Origin of the sequence: Phytopseudomonas seleniipraecipitans, from assembly GCF_900102335.1 — a bacterium.
GTDB lineage: Bacteria > Pseudomonadota > Gammaproteobacteria > Pseudomonadales > Pseudomonadaceae > Aquipseudomonas > Aquipseudomonas seleniipraecipitans.
This window is the reverse complement of the sequence record NZ_FNBM01000005.1, coordinates 176,346-195,686: the sequence shown is the minus strand read 5'-3', so window position 1 is coordinate 195,686 and position 19,341 is coordinate 176,346. Positions and strand designations below refer to the sequence as shown.

Genomic DNA, 19,341 nt, shown 5'->3' with positions numbered 1-19,341 from the left:
TTCTACCAGAGTCCCTTGCCGCATACTCGGAAGGTGCCATGACTGCTGATCTGTGGAGTTTCGCCACTACGCTGTACGCCAAGCCCGGCGTGGAAGCGGCCTGCCTCACCCTGCAGGACGCTGGCGCGGATGTCTGCCTGCTGCTAGCTGGCTTATGGCTGGATAGCCGAGGGGTGGCTCACAACCCAGAACGTGAGGGGCAATTACGACAAGCCGCCCAGCCTTGGCAGCAGGCTGTGGTCGAGCCACTGAGAACGCTGCGACGCGCCTGGCGCCAGACTGCGCAGACGGACCCCGCCCTGGCAGCGCTGCGACAGCGCCTCCAGCAGTTGGAGCTGGACGCCGAGCGCGAACAACTGGCCCGGCTGCAAACGCTTAGCGAAGGCTGGCCCGGTTCGACCGAAGGGAATGCGCGCACGTGGCTAAAAGAACTGACACCCGGAGGTACGATTACTGCGCGCAACGCGAGCGACCATCTGCACGCGTCGAAGGCACACTAATAATGGCTAAAAGCCACGCCAAACAAGGCCTGCATCACCTTACGCGGCCGATCAATAACGCTTGTCATAACCGTAGAATCAGCTAAGTTGTACGACGACGGATAACCGTCAGCGGCATACAGCCGCTTAGTCCCAACAACTACAAAAAAGGGTTTTGTACATGAAGAAGCTGAAACTGCTGGTAGGTTTTCTGTGCCTGTTTTCTGGCTTTGTAGCCGCTGCACCTGCTGACGAAACCGACGTCGCCGCTGCCGTCGACAAGCTCACCCACGCCATGCTGCACAAAGACATCGCGCAACTCGAAGCGCTGACCGCCGACAACCTCACCTACGGCCACTCCAGCGGCAACATCCAGGACAAGAAAGCCTTCATCTCGGACATCGAGACCGGCAAGAGCGCCTTCAAAGAGCTGAAGATGCTCGACCAGAAAATCACCCTGTCAGGCGACGTAGCCTTGGTGCGCCACCACTTCTCGGCGCAAGCCATCCACAAAGAAAAAGGCATCGTGCCGACCGAAATCGAGAACTTCCAGATCTGGCAGAAACAGGATGGCAAGTGGCTGCTGATCGGTCGTCAGGCATTCCGTTTCTAAAACATGCTGCCGATGAGCCCTGGCCGACGAATTAGCCTGGGCATCAACCTGTTGTCACGCAAGGCACCCGCAAAAAGGCCAGTCGAATGACTGGCCTTTTTCGTTCAACTGCCGGGCTTACTGCGTGCCAGCGCCCGTCTTTACCAGCGTGCCCTGACTCAAGCCCTGGCTGCCGATACTACCGTTAAGGGTAACTCTCGCCAGGCGTGGAGCCGTCCGGCTGATTGCCAGCCCCGACGCCCCCTGTCACTCCATTGACCTTGGACATGACGAACATCGCGAACTCCTCGACGGACATGGCTTGCCCGTTGAACGTCACCTTGTCGGTGGCGTAGTGCAGCGACGACTTCAGCGTATCACCCTCCAGCGTCAACAGGCCGGTGCCCAGGGCCATGCCGCTGCCCATTTCGGTGAGCATTGCAGCCTGATCTTCGATGGTCTTGGCATCGGTTTGCCCGTTGAACTGCGCTTGAGCGCGTATACCGTCGCCAATCACTGCCTTGTCGATGGACAGCTTGGCATCCAGTTGCGCGATCATCTGCTTGGCCAACTCAGGTTGCGGAAGCTCGAACGACGCGGGCTTGCTCAAGTCGACATGCAGGCTCAGCGAGGCTTCGCCGTTGCTGGTGTTGATGCTGTATTTCTCCAGCGCGATCTGCGGCTTGGCGCTGAGCAGCTTCTCGAGATCAGTCTTCAGCCGCTGCTCTTCGGCAGCCGTGAGTGCTACTTGCGGCGCCTCTTCATTCGCTGCTTGAGCGTGCTGAACCGGGGCCACCTTGTCACGGTACAGCTCGATCAGTGACTGGACGGCACTTGCATCGAAGTTCTTCGCCGTCCAGAGCATGTGCATGCCGGCGACATCCTTGCCGTCATAACTGACCATGCCGACGTCATAGCCGAAGCGCCCGCCCAGTAAGCCACCGGCCTCGTCGAGGCTGCCGAACTGCGACACGTTCTTGGCCAACACAGCCGGCTTGTCGCCCATGTTGAGCTGCAGGGTGGCGAGCATGAGGCTGCTGTCGCCCAGATAGAAATCGCCGCTGCCCAGGTGCTGATCGCTGGCCACAGTCAGGCCACGCAGCTCGGCCGTGATCGGGGTTCCCTGATCGTTCGCCAGGTGAACCAGCAGGCTGTCCATGCTGCCGTTGACCACCACGTTGCGGGCGTGCCTGCTGGCGTCGAAATCCAATGTCATGCCGGAGAACTTCACGGTAGCTGTTGGCGTGGGCGCGAAGTCCAGCGGCGCAAACACCAGCGTACCGCGGGTGGACAGGTCATAACCCACAGCACCCTGGCCGGACACCGGCGTCGCGCCTTTGGCGGCGTCGAACCATGGCTGGGTGAAATCGGTGGCTTGCAGGGCGTAATTGCTGGCAGCCATTACCGGCCACAGGTTGAGGCGCTTCAAGCGCGAGACCGGCAACGGGCCATGCTCGATGTTGTCGACCAACAAAATCTCCACGTGCCGGGGCGCATCCCCCTCGACCGGCATGTCGAAACTGAAGCGGTAGTGCGCCGTGCTGGTGAACAGACGGGTCTCCAGCGAAACCAGTTCCAGCTTGCCGGCGTAGCCCGTGCCCAGCAGCGCATCCTGCCCTTGCCGGTTGGCCTCCTCGACGGCGTTCTGCAATACACCCGGCAACTGGGTTCCGGTGTACCACGCTCCGGCCGTGCTGATCACACCAACAGCCACCACAACGCCCGCCACTATTCCTGCAATTTTGTTCATCGTCTGCTCAATGCATGTCCATGTGTGGATGTGAGCCTTCCTGGCGCTAACCCGAAAAAAGGCAATGGCGATGGTAGCAGTCGTCGTCGCCAGCCACTGTGCTGGCGATCGCTACCTCAAAAGGGAGATGCCCACCTCGAGGCGATTGGCCCGAGCGCGTTTTAGAGGAAAGCAGCCGCCTTACGCATTCAGCTCCTTATCCAAAACCTCTTCGATCTCACTTTTGATCTTGCCGCTCAGCACCGACAGCAGCAGACCCAGGTTGAGTTGCAGGTGGACGCGATCCTCGCTGACTTCGATCCGCCCGTCGGCGCCACTGCGTTTGAATTCCAGGGTGTCGCCGTTCCACTGGTAGCGCACGTCGTATTCGCGCGCCAGGCGCTCGGCGAGCTTCTCGGCCTTGCCCCGAGCGGCCTCTATCCCCAGATTGTGGGGGCGGTCGACGGTAATTCTGGCCATCATGGCTCTCCTGACTGAAACGCGGGCGGGCGAATATACAAGAAGCGCCCCGTGGCCCACTACCGCGCATGCAGCCTGTGCCCCGGTTTTAGGTTTAGAATGCCGGCACTCGGCTTATCAGAGCCTGTCAAAACCGTGCTGCGCGTCGGCCCTGCGGCATCAAGAACAACCTCGAAAAGCTCAGTTACCTCGGTACACTCCGCTTTCTTGATGGTGCTTTTGCGGCCACCCAGGCCTTCCAGGGCTCCAGTGCAAGCTTTTAAACAGGCTCCAGGCCTCTCGGATTTCAGGAAGGGCGACATGAACGATCCGCGCAAGAACGACGGCAGCGAACCCACCACCCACTTCGGCTTTCAGGACATTCCCGAAAGCAGGAAGGCGGAAAAGGTCGCCGAAGTGTTCCACTCGGTAGCCGCCAAGTACGACCTGATGAACGATCTGCTGTCCGGCGGCATGCATCGCCTGTGGAAGCGGTTCACCATCGAGCTGTCGGGCGTGCGCAGCGGTAACCGCGTGCTGGACATCGCCGGTGGAACCGGTGATCTGGCCCGGCAATTCTCGCGCATCGTCGGCGAAACGGGTGAAGTGGTGCTGGCCGATATCAACGCCTCGATGCTCAAGGTTGGCCGCGACCGCCTGCTCGACCGCGGCGTGTCGGGCAACATTGCTTTCGTCCAGGCCGACGCCGAAAAGCTGCCCTTCCCGGACAATCATTTCGACTGCGTGACCATCGCCTTCGGCCTGCGCAACGTCACCCATAAAGAGGCCGCCATTGCCTCCATGCTGCGCGTGCTCAAGCCCGGCGGCCGCCTGCTGGTGCTGGAATTCTCCAAGCCGAAAAGCAGCCTGCTGTCCAAGGCCTACGACACCTACTCGTTCAATTTCATGCCACTGGTGGGCAAGCTGGTCACCAACGACGCCGAGAGCTATCGCTACCTAGCCGAGTCGATCCGCATGCACCCGGATCAGGACACCCTCAAGGCGATGATGGAAGTGGCCGGTTTCGATCGCGTGACTTACCACAATATGACCGGCGGCATCGTCGCCCTGCACCGCGGTATCAAGCCCTGATGCTAACCCTGGCCCTGCTTGCAGGCGTCGAGCGCGGCCTGAACCGCGTATTGGCGCTGGACAGCACCGCCCTGCCACGCCTGGCCCGGCTGAATGGCCGGGTGATTGCGGTCGAGTCGCGGTCGCCTGCGTTTACGCTTTTCATCCTGGCGGATGGCGAGGGTCTGCGCCTGGCCAGTCAGTGGGCCGGCCAGGTCGACTGCACGCTGCGTGCACCCGCCAGTGCCCTGCTGCGCCTGGCCGTGGCCAAGGACAAGCAGGCCGTGCTGCACGCGCCCGAGGTCGACCTTGATGGCGACAGCGGCCTGCTGATGGAGCTCGCCGGCGTGCTGCAAGATCTTGAGCTGGACTGGGAGTACGAGCTGTCGCGCTGGCTCGGCCCGATCGCCGCGCCACTGCTGGCAAGCCACCTGCGCAGCCGCGCAGGCTGGACGCAGAGCAATCTGCATAGCCTGCACTCGAACCTGGCCGATTACCTCAGTGAGGAAACCCGTGCACTGGTCGGCCGCCGCGAGGCTGAGGCACGTTTTGCCGAACTGGATGACCTGAAACTTTCCCTCGACCGTCTCGACGCGCGCATCGAGCGCCTCGCCCAACGCCATAAGCCCATCGCATGAAGCTGCTTGCCGTTCGTCGCCTGTTGCGCATCCTTTACGTGGTCATCCGCTACCGCCTGGATGACCTGCTGTTCGCCCTGCCGCTGCCGTTCTGGCTGCGTGCACCACGCTTCCTGCTGCCGTGGCGCTGGATACCGCGCAAGGCCTCGCCGCTCAACCGCGGCCAGCGCGTGCGCCTGGCACTGGAAGAGCTGGGGCCAATTTTCATCAAGTTCGGCCAGTTGCTGTCCACCCGCCGCGACCTGTTGCCGCCGGATATTGCCGACGAGCTGACTCATCTGCAGGATCGCGTGCCGCCTTTTGATCCAGCCAAATCCATCGCCCTGATCGAAGAGCAGCTCGGCGTGCCGGTCAGCCAGGCGTTTGCGCGCTTCGATACCAAGCCGCTGGCATCCGCCTCGGTCGCCCAAGTGCACGCCGCGCAGCTGAAAAGCGGCGAGGAAGTGGTGGTCAAAGTGGTGCGCCCAGGCCTCAAGCCGGTGATCAAGGCCGACATGGCCTGGCTGTTCCTGCTCGCCAAGCTGGCCGAGCGTGCCTCCAACGAAGCACGCCGCCTGCACCCTGTCGACGTGGTCAGCGACTACGAGAAGACCATCTACGACGAACTCGATCTGCTGCGCGAGGCGGCCAACGCCAGCCAGCTACGGCGCAACTTCGAAGGCTCGGATCTGCTCTACGTGCCCCAGGTGTACTGGGACTGGTGCCGCCCCAAGGTGCTGGTGATGGAGCGTATCTACGGCATCCAGGTCACCGATCTGGCGACACTGGCCGATCAGCGCACCGACATGAAGCTGCTGGCCGAGCGCGGCGTGGAGATTTTCTTCACCCAGGTGTTCACCCACAGTTTCTTCCACGCCGACATGCACCCCGGCAACATCTTCGTCAGCACGCGCACGCCGTGGAACCCGCAGTACATCGCCATCGACTGCGGCATCATCGGCAGCCTGACCCCCGAGGATCAGGACTACCTGGCGCGCAACCTGGTGGCCTTCTTCAAGCGTGACTACCGCAAAGTGGCGCAGCTGCACATCGACTCCGGCTGGGTGCCGCAGGAAACCCAGGTCAACGATTTCGAGGCGGCGATACGCACCGTGTGCGAGCCGATCTTCGAGCGCCCGCTCAAGGACATTTCCTTCGGCCTGCTGCTGATGCGCCTGTTCCAAACTGCGCGCCGCTTCAACATGGAAGTCCAGCCGCAGCTGGTGCTGCTGCAAAAGACTCTGCTCAACATCGAAGGCCTCGGGCGCCAGCTGTACCCGGACCTGGACCTGTGGACCACCGCCCAGCCGTTTCTGGAGCGCTGGATGCGTGAACGCGTCAGCCCGCGCAACCTGCTGCACAACCTGCAAAGCCAGGTCGAACAGGTGCCGCACCTGGCCAACATGACCCGCAGCCTGCTCGAACGCATGGCCCAGCCCCACGCCAAAGACCCACCCCCGCCCTGGCGCGAGCGCGACGGCTGGACGGTGCGGCTGATCGGCGCAGCGCTGATTGGCGGCGGCGTGGTGCTGGCCCTGGGTGTTGCCAACCTGAGCGAACCCGCCATCGCCTGGCCGGCCTGGCTGATGACCGCCAGCGGTCTGTACCTGATCCTGCGCCGATAGCCAGCCGGCGCACCGGCTGGCACACTTGCAACGAACTGCAGGCGCCTCGAATACGGAAGAGCAATGAACAACTGGTTAGATGAAGTCACTTGGAACGAAGACGGCCTGGTGCCGGCCATCGCCCAGGATCACCAGACCGGCCGCATCCTGATGATGGCCTGGATGAATCGCGAATCCCTCACCCTCACAGCCAGCGAAGGGCGCGCCATCTATTGGTCACGCTCGCGCGGCAAGCTGTGGCGCAAGGGCGAAGAATCCGGCCACGTGCAGAAGCTGCACGAGCTGCGCCTGGACTGCGACGCCGACGTGATCGTGCTCAAGGTCGAACAACTGGGTGGTATCGCCTGCCACACGGGTCGCGAGAGTTGCTTCTACCGGGTATTCGAGAATGGCGCCTGGAAGACCGTTGACGCGGTACTCAAAGACCCACACGCCATCTACGCACCGGAACACCGCCATGACTGATACCCTCAAGCGCCTGGCTGAGGTGCTGGAGTCGCGCAAAGGCGCGGCCCCGGACAGCTCCTACGTGGCCAGCCTGTACCACAAGGGCTTGAACAAGATTCTGGAAAAGGTTGGCGAGGAATCGGTCGAAACCATTCTTGCCGCCAAGGACGCCGCCACCAGTGGTGACTGCAGCGACCTGATCTATGAAACTGCCGACCTATGGTTCCACAGCCTAGTGATGCTCGCTGCACTGGACCAGCATCCACAAGCGGTACTGGATGAACTGGATCGCCGTTTTGGCCTGTCTGGGCACGCGGAAAAAGCCGCGCGTTCGGATCAAGACACTCAATAAAAGACGCTGACGAGGACAACGAATATGGGCATTTTCGATTGGAAACACTGGGTCGTCATTCTTATCGTCGTGGTGCTGGTCTTCGGTACCAAGAAGCTCAAGAACCTCGGCTCCGATGTCGGTGAAACCATCAAGGGTTTCCGCAAGGCGATGAACGAAGACGAAAACAAGCCGGCCGAGCCACAAGCGCAACAGCCGCAACAGCCCTACCAGCAACAGGCGCCGCTGAACCAGCCGCACACCGTTGACGGCCAGGCCAGCAAGGTCGAAGAACCGCTGCGTAAAGACTGAGGCTAGAACATGTTCGGTATCAGTTTCACCGAGCTTCTGGTAGTCGGTCTGATCGCGCTGTTGGTGCTTGGCCCCGAGCGTCTGCCCGGTGCTGCGCGCACCGCCGGTTTGTGGATCGGCCGCATCAAGCGCAGCTTCAACGCGATCAAGACCGAGGTCGAGCGCGAGATTGGTGCTGACGAAATCCGCCGCCAGTTGCATAACGAGCACATCCTCGGGCTGGAAAAAGAGATGCAGGCGGTGAAGAACGACATTCTGCCGCCGAGCAAACCTGCGCCGCAGGCCGAGACGCCACTGCCCACGCCGCAAACGGCGACCGCCGGTGAGCCCGCGCCAGTCGCTCCAGCACCGCCGCCCATCGACCCCGTCAGCGCGCCTACCCCAATGCCCGCCGCCAGCCAGGACAAGACGCCGCAGCCATGAGTCGACTCTCCGACAACGACCAGGAAATGCCGCTGGTTTCCCACCTTGCCGAGTTGCGTACGCGCCTGCTGCGCTGCGTGGCGGCGATCTTTCTGATTTTCGCCGGCCTGTTCTACTTCGCGCAGAAAATCTACACCCTGGTGTCCGCACCGTTGCGCCAGTACCTGCCGGAAGGCGCGACGATGATCGCCACCGATGTGGCCTCGCCGTTCCTCACCCCGTTCAAGCTGACCATGCTGGTCGCGGTGTTTCTGGCCATGCCGGTGATCCTCCATCAGGTCTGGGGGTTCATCGCGCCGGGGCTGTACAAGCATGAGAAGCGCATCGCCATCCCGCTGCTGATCTCCAGCATCGTGCTGTTCTATGCTGGCGTGGCATTCGCCTACTTCCTGGTCTTCCCGATCATCTTTCACTTCTTCGCCAGCGTGACGCCGGAAGGCGTGTCGATGATGACCGACATTGCCAGTTATCTCGACTTCATCATGACGCTGTTCTTCGCCTTCGGCTTCGCGTTCGAAGTGCCGGTGGCCGTAGTGCTGCTGATCTGGATCGGTATCGTCGACGTGGCGTACCTGCGCAAGATCCGCCCCTACGTGATCATCGGCTGCTTCGTGGTCGGCATGATCCTGACCCCACCGGACATCTTCTCGCAGACGTTGCTGGCCGTGCCGATGTGGCTGTTGTTCGAGCTGGGCATCCTCGCCGGGACTCTGGTCCGCACGCGCCGCGGTGACCCGGACGACGAGGAAGAGGAAACACCGGCCGATCAGCCGCCCAGCACGCAAGCATGAACCTGCTGCTACTTGAAGACGGCGACTTTATCGCCGCCGATCGCGTGCGCCTCGATGGTCGACGCCTGACTCACCTCAATGAGGTACACCGCGCCGAGAGCGGTGACAGCTTGCGGGTCGGCCGCGTCGGCGGTGACATGGGCCACGGCCAGCTGCTGCACCTGGACGCCAACAGCGCCGAGCTGCAGGTCAGCTTCGACCAGCCGCCACCGGCCAAGCTGCCGATCACCCTGCTGCTTGCGCTGCCAAGGCCGAAGATGCTCAAGCGGGTGCTGCAAGGCGTCGCCGCCATGGGCGTGCCGCGGGTGATCCTGCTCAACAGTTACCGGGTGGAAAAGAGCTTCTGGCAGACGCCCTTTCTCGAGCCAGCGGCGATTCGCGAGCAGCTGATCCTCGGCCTGGAGCAGGCGCGCGACACGCTGCTGCCAGAGGTGATCATCGAGAAGCGTTTCAAGCCTTTCGTGGAGGATCGCCTGCCCCAGCTGGCCGCCGGGACGCTCGGCCTGACGGGCCACCCTGGCGACTATCCGGCATGCCCGCGGGCGGTCGCGCAGTCGGTAACCCTGGCCATCGGCCCGGAAGGTGGCTGGATCCCCTACGAAGTGGACAAGCTGGCCGAGGCCGGCCTGCCGCCGGTGCAGCTCGGCGAGCGCATTCTGCGAGTTGAAACGGCGGTCACCGCCCTGCTTGCGCGGCTATTCTGATCCTCGGCGTGTAGCCGGTGCTTTATCGCCCTGCCAGCCCCGGCTTCGCGGTAGTGGATGAAAAAAGGCGCCTGCTACGCGCCCCGATCAACCTTAGATCAGTGGACCTCCCGGGTGTCGCTGTGCTCGACCCAGGCTACCGATCAGCGGTACTGAAGCCCTGCTCAGGCGCTTGAAACCTTACGATGGCTCCCACGCTCCAGCGTGGTAGCTCAGGCCAATGCGCTCTGCGCTTGCTCCGCCTGCGCACGGCATGCAAAAGAGGACGCAGACTCCGAGGCATTCCTACGCAGAGCGTGAGGAACGATCAGTTGAGTGGCCGCCTAACACCTTGCTCAGCGCACCGATTTGGCGCCAGCACGCGGTCTGCTTATGATGAGTGCCTCGCGCCCACAAGGAGCTGCCATGCGCCGCCTGCTCACCGGCATCACCGTTATCCTCTTGCTGTTGCTCAACACGCTGATCCTGATCGGCCCGATGTTGCTGATCGCTATCGGCAAATTCGTGCTGCCGGGTAAGTCATTGAAGGCCGCCTGCTCACGCCAGGTGATGTGGGTTGCCGAGTTCTGGGCGGAAAACTGCAAGCGCATCTTTGCGGCGCTGACGCCGACCCAGTGGGATATTCGCGGCGGCGGTGAGTTGCGTCAGGACACCTCGTATCTGGTGATCAGCAATCACCAATCGTGGGTCGACATTCCGGCGCTGGTGCAGGCGTTCAATCGCAAGACGCCGTATTTCAAGTTCTTCCTCAAGCAGCAGCTGATCTGGGTGCCGTTTCTCGGCTTGGCGTTCTGGGCGTTGGATTACCCATTCATGCGGCGCTACAGCCAAGCCAAGCTGGAAAAATACCCGCACCTCAAAGGCCAGGATCTGGACATCACCCGGCGCGCCTGCGAGAAGTTTCGCGAGCTGCCGGTCACCGTGGTCAATTATCTGGAAGGCACGCGTTTCACTCCCGCCAAACAGGCGCAGCAAGGCTCGCCTTACCAGCATCTGCTCAAGCCGAAGGCTGGTGGCGTGGCCTTCGTGCTGGCCGCGCTGGGTGAACAGCTGGACGCGATTCTCGACGTCACCATCGTCTACGCGGAGCAGACACCGCCCGGCTTCTGGAAGCTGATCAGCGGCCAGGTGCCGCGGGTGATTATGGATATCCGTACACGACCGCTCGACCCTGCGCTATGGCAGGGCGATTACCAGAACGACGCGGAATTTCGCCTGTACGTGCAGGAATGGGTCAGCGGTTTGTGGGAAGAAAAGGATGCGTTGATCGCACGGCTGAAGCAGGAAGCCAATGGCTGAACCTGCCGCGACCAGGTCGGATGGATCAGTCCGGCAAGACCATATGGCCTGACTCATCCAACGGCGCAAAGGGGTTATGCGCCAGCTCCCAGAGATGGCCATCCGGGTCGGCGAAGTAGCCGGAATACCCGCCCCAGAACACCTTTTCCGGCGCTTTGACCTGGCGACCACCCGCTGCGATGGCGAGCGCCATGGCGGCATCGACCGCTTCCGGGCTCTGCAGGTTATGGGCGAGGGTGATGCCGGAGAAACCGGCGGGCCCGGCTTCAGGCAATTGGGCATCCCTGGCCAGTTCGTCGCGAGAGAAAAGGCCCAGCGCGATGCCTTTGAGCTTGATGAAAACGATCTGCGCCTGGGATGCGGAGGACCGCGTCCACCCCAGCCGTTCGTAGAATGCAGCGCTGGCCTGCACATCGGCAACGCCCAGGGTGATCAGCGAAATACGTCGGTCGAGGCTCATCATGCGCACCTTGCAGGGTTGGCCTTACAGGATAGCAAGCGTTGCCCATGCAGCGGCTGGATGTGAAAGCGGAGCCCTCAGGCTCCGCTTGTTTACTCAGGCTGCGCTGAACATCTTGTGCGGGTCGATGACGAATTTCTTCGGCACGCCAGCATCGAACTCGCCATAACCGCGCGGCGCGTCGTCCAGGCTGATGACCTGCACGCCGACCACTTCGGCGATGTTGATACGGTCCCACATGATGGCCTGCATAAGCTGGCGGTTGTACTTCATGGTCGGCGTCTGACCGGTGTGGAAGCTGTGGGATTTCGCCCAGCCCAAACCAAAGCGAATGCTCAGCGCGCCGATCTTCGCCGCCTGGTCAACGGCGCCCGGGTCTTCGGTGACGTAGAGGCCCGGAATACCGATTTTGCCGGCGACTCGTACTACGCCCATCAGCGAGTTGAGTACGGTGGCCGGGGCTTCGTGCTGCACGCCGGCATGACCGTGGCCACGGGCTTCGAAACCCACTGCGTCGACGGCGCAGTCCACTTCCGGTTCACCCAGCAGGGCAGCGATCTGCTCGTGCAAGGGCGTGTCGGTGGACAGGTCGGCAATTTCGAAGCCCTGGGCCTTGGCGTGGGCCAGGCGAACCGGGTTGACGTCACCGACAATCACCACCGCCGCACCCAGCAAGCGCGCAGATGCGGCGGCTGCCAGACCAACAGGACCGGCACCCGCGATGTACACCGAACTGCCAGGACCAACGCCTGCAGTCACGGCGCCGTGATAGCCGGTGGGCAGAATGTCCGACAGGCAGGTCAGGTCGCGGATTTTCTCCATCGCCTTGTCGCGATCCGGCAGCTTCAGCAGGTTGAAGTCGGCGTACGGCACCAACACGTATTCGGCCTGCCCGCCCACCCAATCACCCATGTCGACATAGCCGTAAGCGCCGCCGGCACGCGCCGGGTTGACGGTCAGGCAGACGCCGGTGTGTTGCTCCTTGCAGGAGCGGCAGCGGCCACAGGCGACGTTGAAGGGCACAGAAACCAGATCGCCAATCTTCAGATTCTCGACATCGCTGCCCTTTTCGATCACTTCGCCAGTGATCTCATGGCCGAGCACCAAGCCAACCTGAGCCGTGGTACGACCGCGCACCATGTGCTGATCGGAGCCACAAATATTGGTGGAGACCACCTTGAGGATGACGCCATGCTCGATCTTCTTGCCGCGCGGGTCCTGCATTTTCGGGTAGTCGATTTTTTGCACTTCGACCTTACCGGCGCCGAGATAGACGACGCCACGATTACCAGACATATGAATCTCCTTCTTCTTGTGGATACAAAGACGCGACAGCGAGTCGCGCGAGCCTTGTAGCGGAGCATTGAAGCGTCTGTGTCGGCAGCCGCCGATCAGGGCAGGACGGATACCGAGTGAAGTGCCGGCGCAGAACCGTCGCCAGGTGTAGGCAGACTAGCCAGCGAGCGTCGTCGCCGTGGGCACAAAACCGACAGTGGCCGTTCTGTGTGCGGCAGATCCGCAGTCAAAGCACCACGGTGCGGTTGGCGTTGAGAAATACCCGTCGTTCGAGGAAATAACTGACGGCTCGGGCCAGGGTCAAGCATTCAATATCGCGGCCTTTGGCCACCAGATCCTCGGGATAATGCGCATGATCGACGCTTTCTACCCCCTGGGTGATGATCGGGCCCTCGTCCAGGTCATTGTTGATGAAGTGCGCGGTGGCGCCGACCAGCTTCACACCCTTCTGATAGGCCTGGTGGTAAGGCTTGGCGCCTTTGAAACCGGGCAGCAGCGAGTGGTGAATATTGATCGCCCGACCATCGAGCTTGCGGCACAGGTCAGCGGACAACACCTGCATGTAACGGGCAAGCACCACCAGTTCGGCGCCGGTGTCCTCGACCACCTTCATCACCCTGCGCTCCTGCGCCGGCTTGTCGTTGGGGTCGAGAGGAAAATGGTGGTAGGGAATGCCGTGCCACTCAGCCAGCGGCTTGAGGTCCGGGTGGTTGGAGACGATGGCGGTAATGTCCATCGGCAACTGGCCGGTACGCTGGCGGTATAGCAGGTCGTTAAGGCAGTGATCGGCCTTGGATACCATGATCACTACCTTGGCGCGGTAGCCGGGAGCCATCAATTCGATGTGCATGTCGAATGGCGCCGTATGCGTGCCGAGGCCCTGCAGAAAGGTCGCCTCGTCGAAGCCATCCGGGGCGCGGAATTCCACGCGGATGAAGAAACGACTGGCCAGGCGATCATCGAAACTATGGTGCTCGGTGACATAGCAGCCCTGCTCGAACAGGTAGCGCGTCACCACGTCCACGGTGCCCAGCAGGCTGGGACAGTGGGCAGTGAGAATCCAGGTATCCGGGGTGCGACTCATGAACGCGATTCCTTGTAGTGATCGCTCCCATGCGCTGACCTGCAGTGCACGACCTGGAGCGTCATAGACTGCGTTCCCATGCCGCGCATGGGAACGGTAAAGCTAAGGCGGGAGCAGACACTCACGCCCGTAGGGTGGACAACGCTCTTTTTGTCCACCAGCACGATGGTAATGCGGTGGACGGATCGGGCCGCGCAGGCAAGCGTCGTCCACCCTACGAGGGGCTGCCTTCGCCGTCATACTGCCGCCCCACCGAAGCGGGCGCCTAGGCCTCCACGGCCAGCCCGTATTCGGCGCTGGCATCCTGCAGCCACAGCCAGAAGTAGTCAGAGAAGCTGCGACGGATGAGCAGTTCCCAGGTGTCCTCGCCGGTGTGACGAATCACCAGCTGGGACTTGGCGAACACCGTGCCGACCGCCTTGCCGACGGGGAAGTTGTTCGGATGAACGTCGTAGCTGCTGGACTTCATCAGCAGTTCGCGCACCTTCGGTCCGCGCAGCTCGAGCAGGGTTTGCCCACCGCTGACATTGACCACCGAGATGTGCTGGCCGGCCAGGGCCTCGCGCAGCGTGTGCTCGACTTCCAGCTCGGTGCCACCCGGCACGATCAGCAGCCACTCGTCCGGGCCCAGCCACTGCAGCGACGTGTCGCCATTGGCCATCAAGGTCAACGCCCCCGGCAGTTCCAGGCCCAGAGCCTTGTGCACGCCACCCGCGAAGTCTGCATCGTCGGCGTCGCCGCGCAGGACCAGATGGCCCATCAGCCTCTTCTCACGCAAGGTCACCCCGGCGCCCTGGCGGCCCTTGCCGGCCAGCTCGTGCAGGCCGGCGTGGTGCAGCGGCGATTGCCCGGCGATGTCTGTAGGGCGTTGCTGATAAACATTGACGTTAGACATTCTGGCGGTCCCCTTTCGGGTCATAGAACACGGGGCTGACGATTTCGGCTTCGATCACGCTGCCATCGGCCAGCGGCGCAAAAACGCGCTCGCCGATACGCGAGAGACCACCCCTGACCAGCGCCATGGCAAAGCTGTAACCCATCGCCGCGCTCATGTAGCTGGAGGTGACGTGACCGACCATGGTCATCGGAATCGACTGCTTGGGATCGAATACCAGCTGTGCGCCTTCCGGCAGCACCTTATGCGGGTCCACAGGTTTGAGGCCGATCAGCTGCTTGCGATTTTCCTTGCGGCAGTCTTCGCGGTTCATGCCGCGCCAGCCGATCCAGGAGAACGGTTTGGTGCGGCCAACGCACCAGCCCATGCCCAGGTCGTCCGGGGTGACCGAACCGTCGGTGTCCTGACCGACGATGATGAAGCCCTTCTCGGCGCGCAGCACGTGCATGGTCTCGGTGCCGTAAGGGGTCAGGCCATGCTGCTTGCCGGCCGCGATGATCTGCTCCCACACGCCCAGGGCGTAGTCGGCCTGCACGTTGACTTCGTAGCTCAGCTCACCGGTAAAGGAGATGCGGAATACGCGAGCCGGCACGCCTCCGACCTTGCCTTCCTTCCAGGTCATGAAGGGGAAGGCGTCCTTGTCCAGATCGATATCGGTGACCTCGGCCAGCAGCTTGCGGCTGTTGGGACCGGACAGGGTCATGGTCGCCCAGTGGTCGGTGACCGAGGTGAAGTACACTTTCAGCTCCGGCCACTCGGTCTGGTGGTAGATTTCCAGCCACTCCATCACGCGGCCGGCGCCGCCGGTGGTGGTGGTCATGACGAAATGGTTGTCGGCCAAACACGCGGTCACGCCGTCGTCGAAGACCATGCCGTCTTCCTTGCACATCAGGCCGTAGCGGGCCTTGCCCACGTCCAGCTTGGTCCAGGCGTTGGTGTAGACACGGTTGAGGAACTCGCGCGCATCCGGGCCCTGGATGTCGATCTTGCCCAGGGTCGAGGCGTCGAGAATGCCCACCGCATTGCGCACCGCCAGGCACTCGCGGGCCACCGCGGCGTGCAGGTCTTCGCCGTTCTTGGGGAAGTACCAGGGACGCTTCCACTGGCCGACATCCTCGAACTCGGCGCCGTTTTCCAGGTGCCATTTCTGCAGGGCGGTGTAACGCTTGGGCTCGAACATCTCGCCACAATGGCGACCGGCGAGAGCGCCGAAGGTCACCGGGGTGTAGTTCGGGCGAAACATGGTGGTGCCCATTTGCGCGATGCTGATGCCCAGTGAACGCGCGGCGATCGCCAGCCCGTTGATATTGCCCAGCTTGCCCTGGTCGGTGCCGAAGCCCAGCGCGGTGTAGCGCTTGACGTGCTCGACCGACTCGAAGCCTTCGCGGGTGGCCAGCTCGATACCGGCAGCCGTGACGTCGTTCTGCTGATCGACGAACTGCTTCGGCGCACGCGCGCTGTTCTTGTCGTGCGGCACCTGGAACAGCGCAACCGACGCCTCCTCGATGCGCTTCTCGGCCTTCGGCAGCGTACCGGTCACGGCCTTGAAGCCGACCTCGGCAGCCGCCTTGGCTCCGGCTTCGAAACCGTCGGCGAGGCTGTCGCCCATGCCGAACACACCGTTTACCGCACCGGCGCAATGACGTTTCTGAAAGCCTTCGCCCGGAACGAACGCGAGAATGTCTTCACGCCATACCGGACGACCGCCGAGGTGCGAAGCCAGGTGCACCACGGGACTGTAGCCGCCGGAGGTGACGATCAGGTCGCAGTCGAGCACTTCGCCGGGGCTGCTGACCTTGTGCTTGGCCAGGTCGATGGCGCAGATGCGCGCACCGGTGACGCGCTTGCTGCCACGCGCTTCGACCACTGCACTGCCGGTGAGTACACGCACGCCACGCCGGCGCGCTTCTTCGACCCAGCTGCCGCGCGGGTTGCTGCGGGCATCGGCCACGGCCACCACCTGGCGACCGGCATCGAGCCAGTCGAGTACCACGCGGTAGGCGTAATCATTGTTGGTCGACAACACCAGTTTCTGCCCCGGCGCTACGCCATAGCGACGCACGTAGGTCGACACGGCATCGGCGAGCATGTTGCCGGGTACGTCGTTGTTGGCATACACCAGCGGACGCTCGTGAGCGCCAGTGGCCAGTACCACACGACCGGCACGCACACGGTGCATGCGCTGACGCGGCTGACCGAGGGGCGCGACTTCGCCGAGGTGGTCGGTGAGACGCTGGTGGATGGTGAGAAAGTTGTGGTCGTGGTAGCCATTGACCGTGGCACGCGGCAACAGGGTCACTTCCGGCATTTTTTGCAGCTCGGCAATGGCCTGGAGTGCCCAGTCCAACGCCGGCTTGTCGTCGAGCATCTCGCGGGTGGAGAGCAGGCTGCCGCCGAACTCTTCCTGCTCGTCAGCGAGAATCACCCGTGCACCGCTGCGCCCAGCAGCCAGAGCAGCCGACAGACCAGCAGGGCCGGCGCCGACCACTAACACGTCGCAATGCTGGTTCAGGTAATCGTAGATGTCCGGATCGTTTTCCTTCGGTGCGCGACCGAGCCCGGCGGCCTTGCGGATGTACTTCTCGTAGGTCAGCCAGAGGTTCTGTGGGTACATGAACGTCTTGTAGTAGAAACCCGGCGGCATCATGCCGCCGCCGACCTTGCCGAGAATGCCCATCAGGTCGGTATTGACGCTCGGCCAACCGTTGGTGCTGGTGGCGCTCAGGTTTGCGTACAGCGCCTGCTGGGTGGCGCGCACGTTGGGGATTTGCGCCGCCTCGGTGGAGCCAATTTGCAGCACGGCGTTGGGTTCTTCGGCGCCGGCAGCAACGATGCCGCGCGGACGTGAATACTTGAAGCTGCGGCCGACCACGTCGACGCCGTTGGCCAGCAGCGCGGCGGCCAGGGTGTCGCCGGCATAACCCTGATAGGTCTGGCCGTTGAAGCTGAAGCTCAGCGGCTGGCTGCGGTCGATGCGGCCACCCTGGGAAAGACGATTGACCTGGCTCATGCCGTTACTCCTTGGTCAGCGGCCTTTTTCTCGGCGAGCGAAGCCTCAGTCACGCTGGGGCGCTCGCCGATCTTGTAGGTTTCGAGAATCTCGTAGCTCACCGTGTGACGGGTGACGTTGAAGTACTGACGGCAGCCCGCCGCGTGAATCCACAGCTCGTGGTGGATGCCGCGTGGGTTGTCGCGGAAGAACAGGTAATCGCCCCACTCCTCGTCGGTGCAGGCGTTCGGATCAAGCGGGCGGGCGATATGTGCCTGGCCGCCGGCGTGGAACTCTTCTTCGGAACGCAGTTCGCCACAGTGAGGGCAGAAGATGTGCAGCATGTTCGGTACCTCCAGAAAACCATCGTCCCTCTCTCAGTGAGCGAGGGCGCCAAAATCAGTGCGCCACACCGGCTGCGCCGTGCTCGTCGATCAGCGCACCATTATGGAAACGCTCGATAGAGAAGGCCTTGGCCAGCGGATGCATCTCGCCCTTGGCCAGGCTGGCGGCGAACACGTGACCCGAGCCCGGGGTGGCCTTGAAGCCACCCGTGCCCCAGCCGCAGTTGAAAAACAGGTTCTTCACCGGCGTCTTGGCGATGATCGGGCAGGCATCCGGCGTGGTATCGACGATGCCGCCCCACTGGCGGTTCATGCGTACGCGCGAGAGCACCGGGAACATCTCGACGATGGCCTGCAGGGTGTGTTCGATGGTCGGGTAGGAGCCGCGCTGACCGTAGCCGTTGTAGCTGTCGATGCCTGCACCGATGACCAGGTCGCCCTTGTCCGACTGGCTGATGTAACCGTGCACGGCGTTGGACATGATCACGGTATCGATGATGGGCTTGATCGGTTCGGAGACCAGCGCCTGCAGGGGGTGCGACTCCAGCGGCAGACGGAAGCCGGCGAGCTTGGCCAGGTGCCCGGAATTACCCGCGGCAACCACGCCGACACGCTTGGCGCCGATGAAGCCCTTATTGGTTTCCACGCCGATTACCGCACCGTTTTCTTTGCGGAAGCCGGTCACTTCGGTCTGCTGGATCAGGTCGACGCCCAGGGCGTCGGCGGCGCGGGCGAAGCCCCAGGCCACCGCATCGTGACGGGCAACCCCACCACGACGCTGCAGCGAGGCGCCGAGGACCGGGTAACGGGTGTTCTTCGAGCAATCCAGGTAGGGAATCATCTCCGCCACCTGTTTGGCATCGACCACCTCGCCATCAACGCCATTGAGACGGTTGGCGCTGACGCGGCGCTCGATGTCACGCATATCCTGCAGCGTGTGGCCAAGGTTGAACACGCCGCGCTGGGAGAACATGACGTTGTAGTTCAGATCCTGAGACAGGCCTTCCCACAGCTTCATCGCGTGCTCGTAGAGCTGCGCGGACTCGTCCCACAGGTAGTTGGATCGCACGATGGTGGTGTTACGTGCGGTGTTGCCACCGCCCAACCAGCCCTTCTCGACCACGGCGACGTTCTTCACGCCGAACACCTTGGCCAGGTAGTAGGCGGTGGCCAACCCGTGGCCGCCACCGCCGACGATGACCACGTCGTACACCGGCTTGGGCGTCGGATTGCGCCACATGCGCTGCCAATTCTCATGGTGGCTGAACGAGTGCTTGAACAGGCCGAAGCCGGAATAGCGCTGCATAAGGGACTCCTGAATTCTGCTTGCTGAAGGAGCGCACCTAAACCGCAGGAAGGGTGAAACCCATCAGTTCTCGATGGGTTTCCTTCGT

The 19,341-nt window shown here is 62.6% G+C and carries 21 protein-coding genes; 12 read left to right on the top strand and 9 right to left on the bottom strand.

The features are described from left to right. Window positions 1-38: 38 nt before the first annotated feature. Together BLS60_RS12860 and BLS60_RS12855 are read left to right on the top strand one after the other, a co-directional pair. The gene (locus BLS60_RS12860; RefSeq protein WP_092368639.1) at window positions 39-500 is read left to right on the top strand and encodes a TIGR02444 family protein; all 462 of its coding nucleotides are present in this window, start codon (window positions 39-41) and stop codon (window positions 498-500) included. Window positions 501-660: 160 nt separating this feature from the next. Next, window positions 661-1,092 (top strand): nuclear transport factor 2 family protein, encoded by a 432-nt coding sequence (locus BLS60_RS12855; RefSeq protein WP_070880947.1) that lies wholly within the window; start codon window positions 661-663, stop codon window positions 1,090-1,092. 184 nt (window positions 1,093-1,276) lie between these two features. On the opposite strand, the gene BLS60_RS12850 is transcribed toward BLS60_RS12855, so the two are convergent. Both BLS60_RS12850 and BLS60_RS12845 read right to left on the bottom strand, forming a co-directional pair. Further along, the gene (locus BLS60_RS12850; protein WP_092368637.1) at window positions 1,277-2,821 is read right to left on the bottom strand and encodes a YdgA family protein; all 1,545 of its coding nucleotides are present in this window, start codon (window positions 2,819-2,821) and stop codon (window positions 1,277-1,279) included. Between the two features lie 180 nt (window positions 2,822-3,001). Beyond that, window positions 3,002-3,280 carry a polyhydroxyalkanoic acid system family protein gene (locus BLS60_RS12845; RefSeq protein ID WP_092368634.1) on the bottom strand — a complete coding sequence of 93 codons (279 nt, stop codon included), beginning with the start codon at window positions 3,278-3,280 and terminating at the stop codon, window positions 3,002-3,004. A gap of 300 nt (window positions 3,281-3,580) precedes the next feature. Between BLS60_RS12845 and ubiE the strand changes: the two genes are divergently transcribed. From ubiE to BLS60_RS12795, 10 genes are all read left to right on the top strand, one after another. Next, the gene (gene ubiE, locus BLS60_RS12840; protein ID WP_070880959.1) at window positions 3,581-4,351 is read left to right on the top strand and encodes a bifunctional demethylmenaquinone methyltransferase/2-methoxy-6-polyprenyl-1,4-benzoquinol methylase UbiE; all 771 of its coding nucleotides are present in this window, start codon (window positions 3,581-3,583) and stop codon (window positions 4,349-4,351) included. Beyond that, the gene (locus BLS60_RS12835) at window positions 4,351-4,968 is read left to right on the top strand and encodes a ubiquinone biosynthesis accessory factor UbiJ (RefSeq protein WP_092368631.1); all 618 of its coding nucleotides are present in this window, start codon (window positions 4,351-4,353) and stop codon (window positions 4,966-4,968) included. The genes ubiE and BLS60_RS12835 overlap by 1 nt, the downstream gene beginning before the upstream one ends. Then, on the top strand, window positions 4,965-6,572 hold the full coding sequence (ubiB, locus tag BLS60_RS12830) for a ubiquinone biosynthesis regulatory protein kinase UbiB (protein ID WP_070880961.1): 1,608 nt from the start codon (window positions 4,965-4,967) through the stop codon (window positions 6,570-6,572). Before BLS60_RS12835 ends, ubiB begins: the two co-directional genes overlap by 4 nt. A gap of 63 nt (window positions 6,573-6,635) precedes the next feature. Then, window positions 6,636-7,037, top strand: coding sequence for a phosphoribosyl-AMP cyclohydrolase (gene hisI, locus BLS60_RS12825; RefSeq protein ID WP_070880962.1), 402 nt, complete (start codon window positions 6,636-6,638; stop codon window positions 7,035-7,037). Further along, window positions 7,030-7,371, top strand: coding sequence for a phosphoribosyl-ATP diphosphatase (locus BLS60_RS12820; protein WP_070880963.1), 342 nt, complete (start codon window positions 7,030-7,032; stop codon window positions 7,369-7,371). Before hisI ends, BLS60_RS12820 begins: the two co-directional genes overlap by 8 nt. A gap of 24 nt (window positions 7,372-7,395) precedes the next feature. Next, window positions 7,396-7,662, top strand: coding sequence for a twin-arginine translocase TatA/TatE family subunit (locus tag BLS60_RS12815; protein ID WP_070880964.1), 267 nt, complete (start codon window positions 7,396-7,398; stop codon window positions 7,660-7,662). Between the two features lie 9 nt (window positions 7,663-7,671). Next, window positions 7,672-8,085 (top strand): Sec-independent protein translocase protein TatB, encoded by a 414-nt coding sequence (tatB, locus tag BLS60_RS12810; RefSeq protein ID WP_070880965.1) that lies wholly within the window; start codon window positions 7,672-7,674, stop codon window positions 8,083-8,085. Then, on the top strand, window positions 8,082-8,876 hold the full coding sequence (gene tatC, locus BLS60_RS12805; RefSeq protein ID WP_070880966.1) for a twin-arginine translocase subunit TatC: 795 nt from the start codon (window positions 8,082-8,084) through the stop codon (window positions 8,874-8,876). Before tatB ends, tatC begins: the two co-directional genes overlap by 4 nt. Next, complete coding sequence (locus BLS60_RS12800) at window positions 8,873-9,580, top strand: 16S rRNA (uracil(1498)-N(3))-methyltransferase (RefSeq protein ID WP_092368628.1); 708 nt, start codon at window positions 8,873-8,875, stop codon at window positions 9,578-9,580. The genes tatC and BLS60_RS12800 overlap by 4 nt, the downstream gene beginning before the upstream one ends. 405 nt (window positions 9,581-9,985) lie before the next feature. Then, entirely contained in the window at window positions 9,986-10,879 is an 894-nt protein-coding gene (locus BLS60_RS12795) for an acyltransferase (protein ID WP_092368625.1), read from the top strand. Window positions 10,880-10,904: 25 nt separating this feature from the next. On the opposite strand, the gene BLS60_RS12790 is transcribed toward BLS60_RS12795, so the two are convergent. The 7 genes from BLS60_RS12790 to BLS60_RS12760 all read right to left on the bottom strand — a co-directional run bounded on the left by BLS60_RS12790 (window position 10,905) and on the right by BLS60_RS12760 (window position 19,253). Then, window positions 10,905-11,339 (bottom strand): VOC family protein, encoded by a 435-nt coding sequence (locus tag BLS60_RS12790; RefSeq protein WP_092368622.1) that lies wholly within the window; start codon window positions 11,337-11,339, stop codon window positions 10,905-10,907. A gap of 96 nt (window positions 11,340-11,435) precedes the next feature. After that, window positions 11,436-12,635, bottom strand: a complete 1,200-nt coding sequence (fdhA, locus tag BLS60_RS12785) for a formaldehyde dehydrogenase, glutathione-independent (protein WP_092368619.1) — start codon at window positions 12,633-12,635, stop codon at window positions 11,436-11,438. Between the two features lie 226 nt (window positions 12,636-12,861). After that, complete coding sequence (purU, locus tag BLS60_RS12780; protein WP_092368616.1) at window positions 12,862-13,719, bottom strand: formyltetrahydrofolate deformylase; 858 nt, start codon at window positions 13,717-13,719, stop codon at window positions 12,862-12,864. 265 nt (window positions 13,720-13,984) lie between these two features. Continuing rightward, a complete protein-coding gene (locus BLS60_RS12775; RefSeq protein WP_092368613.1) occupies window positions 13,985-14,614 on the bottom strand; it encodes a sarcosine oxidase subunit gamma in 630 nt (209 codons plus the stop codon). After that, window positions 14,607-17,624, bottom strand: coding sequence for a sarcosine oxidase subunit alpha (locus tag BLS60_RS12770; protein WP_092368610.1), 3,018 nt, complete (start codon window positions 17,622-17,624; stop codon window positions 14,607-14,609). Before BLS60_RS12770 ends, BLS60_RS12775 begins: the two co-directional genes overlap by 8 nt. After that, complete coding sequence (locus BLS60_RS12765) at window positions 17,621-17,947, bottom strand: sarcosine oxidase subunit delta (RefSeq protein ID WP_092368607.1); 327 nt, start codon at window positions 17,945-17,947, stop codon at window positions 17,621-17,623. Before BLS60_RS12765 ends, BLS60_RS12770 begins: the two co-directional genes overlap by 4 nt. Before the next feature lie 55 nt (window positions 17,948-18,002). After that, the gene (locus tag BLS60_RS12760) at window positions 18,003-19,253 is read right to left on the bottom strand and encodes a sarcosine oxidase subunit beta family protein (protein WP_070880975.1); all 1,251 of its coding nucleotides are present in this window, start codon (window positions 19,251-19,253) and stop codon (window positions 18,003-18,005) included. Window positions 19,254-19,341 lie beyond the last annotated feature (88 nt).

What these genes read in the sequence shown, in the direction of transcription:
- BLS60_RS12860 (WP_092368639.1), top strand. Translation starts at nt 39, where the DNA reads ATGACTGCTGATCTGTGGAGTTTCGCCACTACGCTGTACGCCAAGCCC.
- BLS60_RS12855 (WP_070880947.1), top strand. Translation starts at nt 661, where the DNA reads ATGAAGAAGCTGAAACTGCTGGTAGGTTTTCTGTGCCTGTTTTCTGGC.
- BLS60_RS12850 (WP_092368637.1), bottom strand. Translation starts at nt 2,821, where the DNA reads ATGAACAAAATTGCAGGAATAGTGGCGGGCGTTGTGGTGGCTGTTGGT.
- BLS60_RS12845 (WP_092368634.1), bottom strand. Translation starts at nt 3,280, where the DNA reads ATGGCCAGAATTACCGTCGACCGCCCCCACAATCTGGGGATAGAGGCC.
- ubiE (WP_070880959.1), top strand. Translation starts at nt 3,581, where the DNA reads ATGAACGATCCGCGCAAGAACGACGGCAGCGAACCCACCACCCACTTC.
- BLS60_RS12835 (WP_092368631.1), top strand. Translation starts at nt 4,351, where the DNA reads ATGCTAACCCTGGCCCTGCTTGCAGGCGTCGAGCGCGGCCTGAACCGC.
- ubiB (WP_070880961.1), top strand. Translation starts at nt 4,965, where the DNA reads ATGAAGCTGCTTGCCGTTCGTCGCCTGTTGCGCATCCTTTACGTGGTC.
- hisI (WP_070880962.1), top strand. Translation starts at nt 6,636, where the DNA reads ATGAACAACTGGTTAGATGAAGTCACTTGGAACGAAGACGGCCTGGTG.
- BLS60_RS12820 (WP_070880963.1), top strand. Translation starts at nt 7,030, where the DNA reads ATGACTGATACCCTCAAGCGCCTGGCTGAGGTGCTGGAGTCGCGCAAA.
- BLS60_RS12815 (WP_070880964.1), top strand. Translation starts at nt 7,396, where the DNA reads ATGGGCATTTTCGATTGGAAACACTGGGTCGTCATTCTTATCGTCGTG.
- tatB (WP_070880965.1), top strand. Translation starts at nt 7,672, where the DNA reads ATGTTCGGTATCAGTTTCACCGAGCTTCTGGTAGTCGGTCTGATCGCG.
- tatC (WP_070880966.1), top strand. Translation starts at nt 8,082, where the DNA reads ATGAGTCGACTCTCCGACAACGACCAGGAAATGCCGCTGGTTTCCCAC.
- BLS60_RS12800 (WP_092368628.1), top strand. Translation starts at nt 8,873, where the DNA reads ATGAACCTGCTGCTACTTGAAGACGGCGACTTTATCGCCGCCGATCGC.
- BLS60_RS12795 (WP_092368625.1), top strand. Translation starts at nt 9,986, where the DNA reads ATGCGCCGCCTGCTCACCGGCATCACCGTTATCCTCTTGCTGTTGCTC.
- BLS60_RS12790 (WP_092368622.1), bottom strand. Translation starts at nt 11,339, where the DNA reads ATGAGCCTCGACCGACGTATTTCGCTGATCACCCTGGGCGTTGCCGAT.
- fdhA (WP_092368619.1), bottom strand. Translation starts at nt 12,635, where the DNA reads ATGTCTGGTAATCGTGGCGTCGTCTATCTCGGCGCCGGTAAGGTCGAA.
- purU (WP_092368616.1), bottom strand. Translation starts at nt 13,719, where the DNA reads ATGAGTCGCACCCCGGATACCTGGATTCTCACTGCCCACTGTCCCAGC.
- BLS60_RS12775 (WP_092368613.1), bottom strand. Translation starts at nt 14,614, where the DNA reads ATGTCTAACGTCAATGTTTATCAGCAACGCCCTACAGACATCGCCGGG.
- BLS60_RS12770 (WP_092368610.1), bottom strand. Translation starts at nt 17,624, where the DNA reads ATGAGCCAGGTCAATCGTCTTTCCCAGGGTGGCCGCATCGACCGCAGC.
- BLS60_RS12765 (WP_092368607.1), bottom strand. Translation starts at nt 17,947, where the DNA reads ATGCTGCACATCTTCTGCCCTCACTGTGGCGAACTGCGTTCCGAAGAA.
- BLS60_RS12760 (WP_070880975.1), bottom strand. Translation starts at nt 19,253, where the DNA reads ATGCAGCGCTATTCCGGCTTCGGCCTGTTCAAGCACTCGTTCAGCCAC.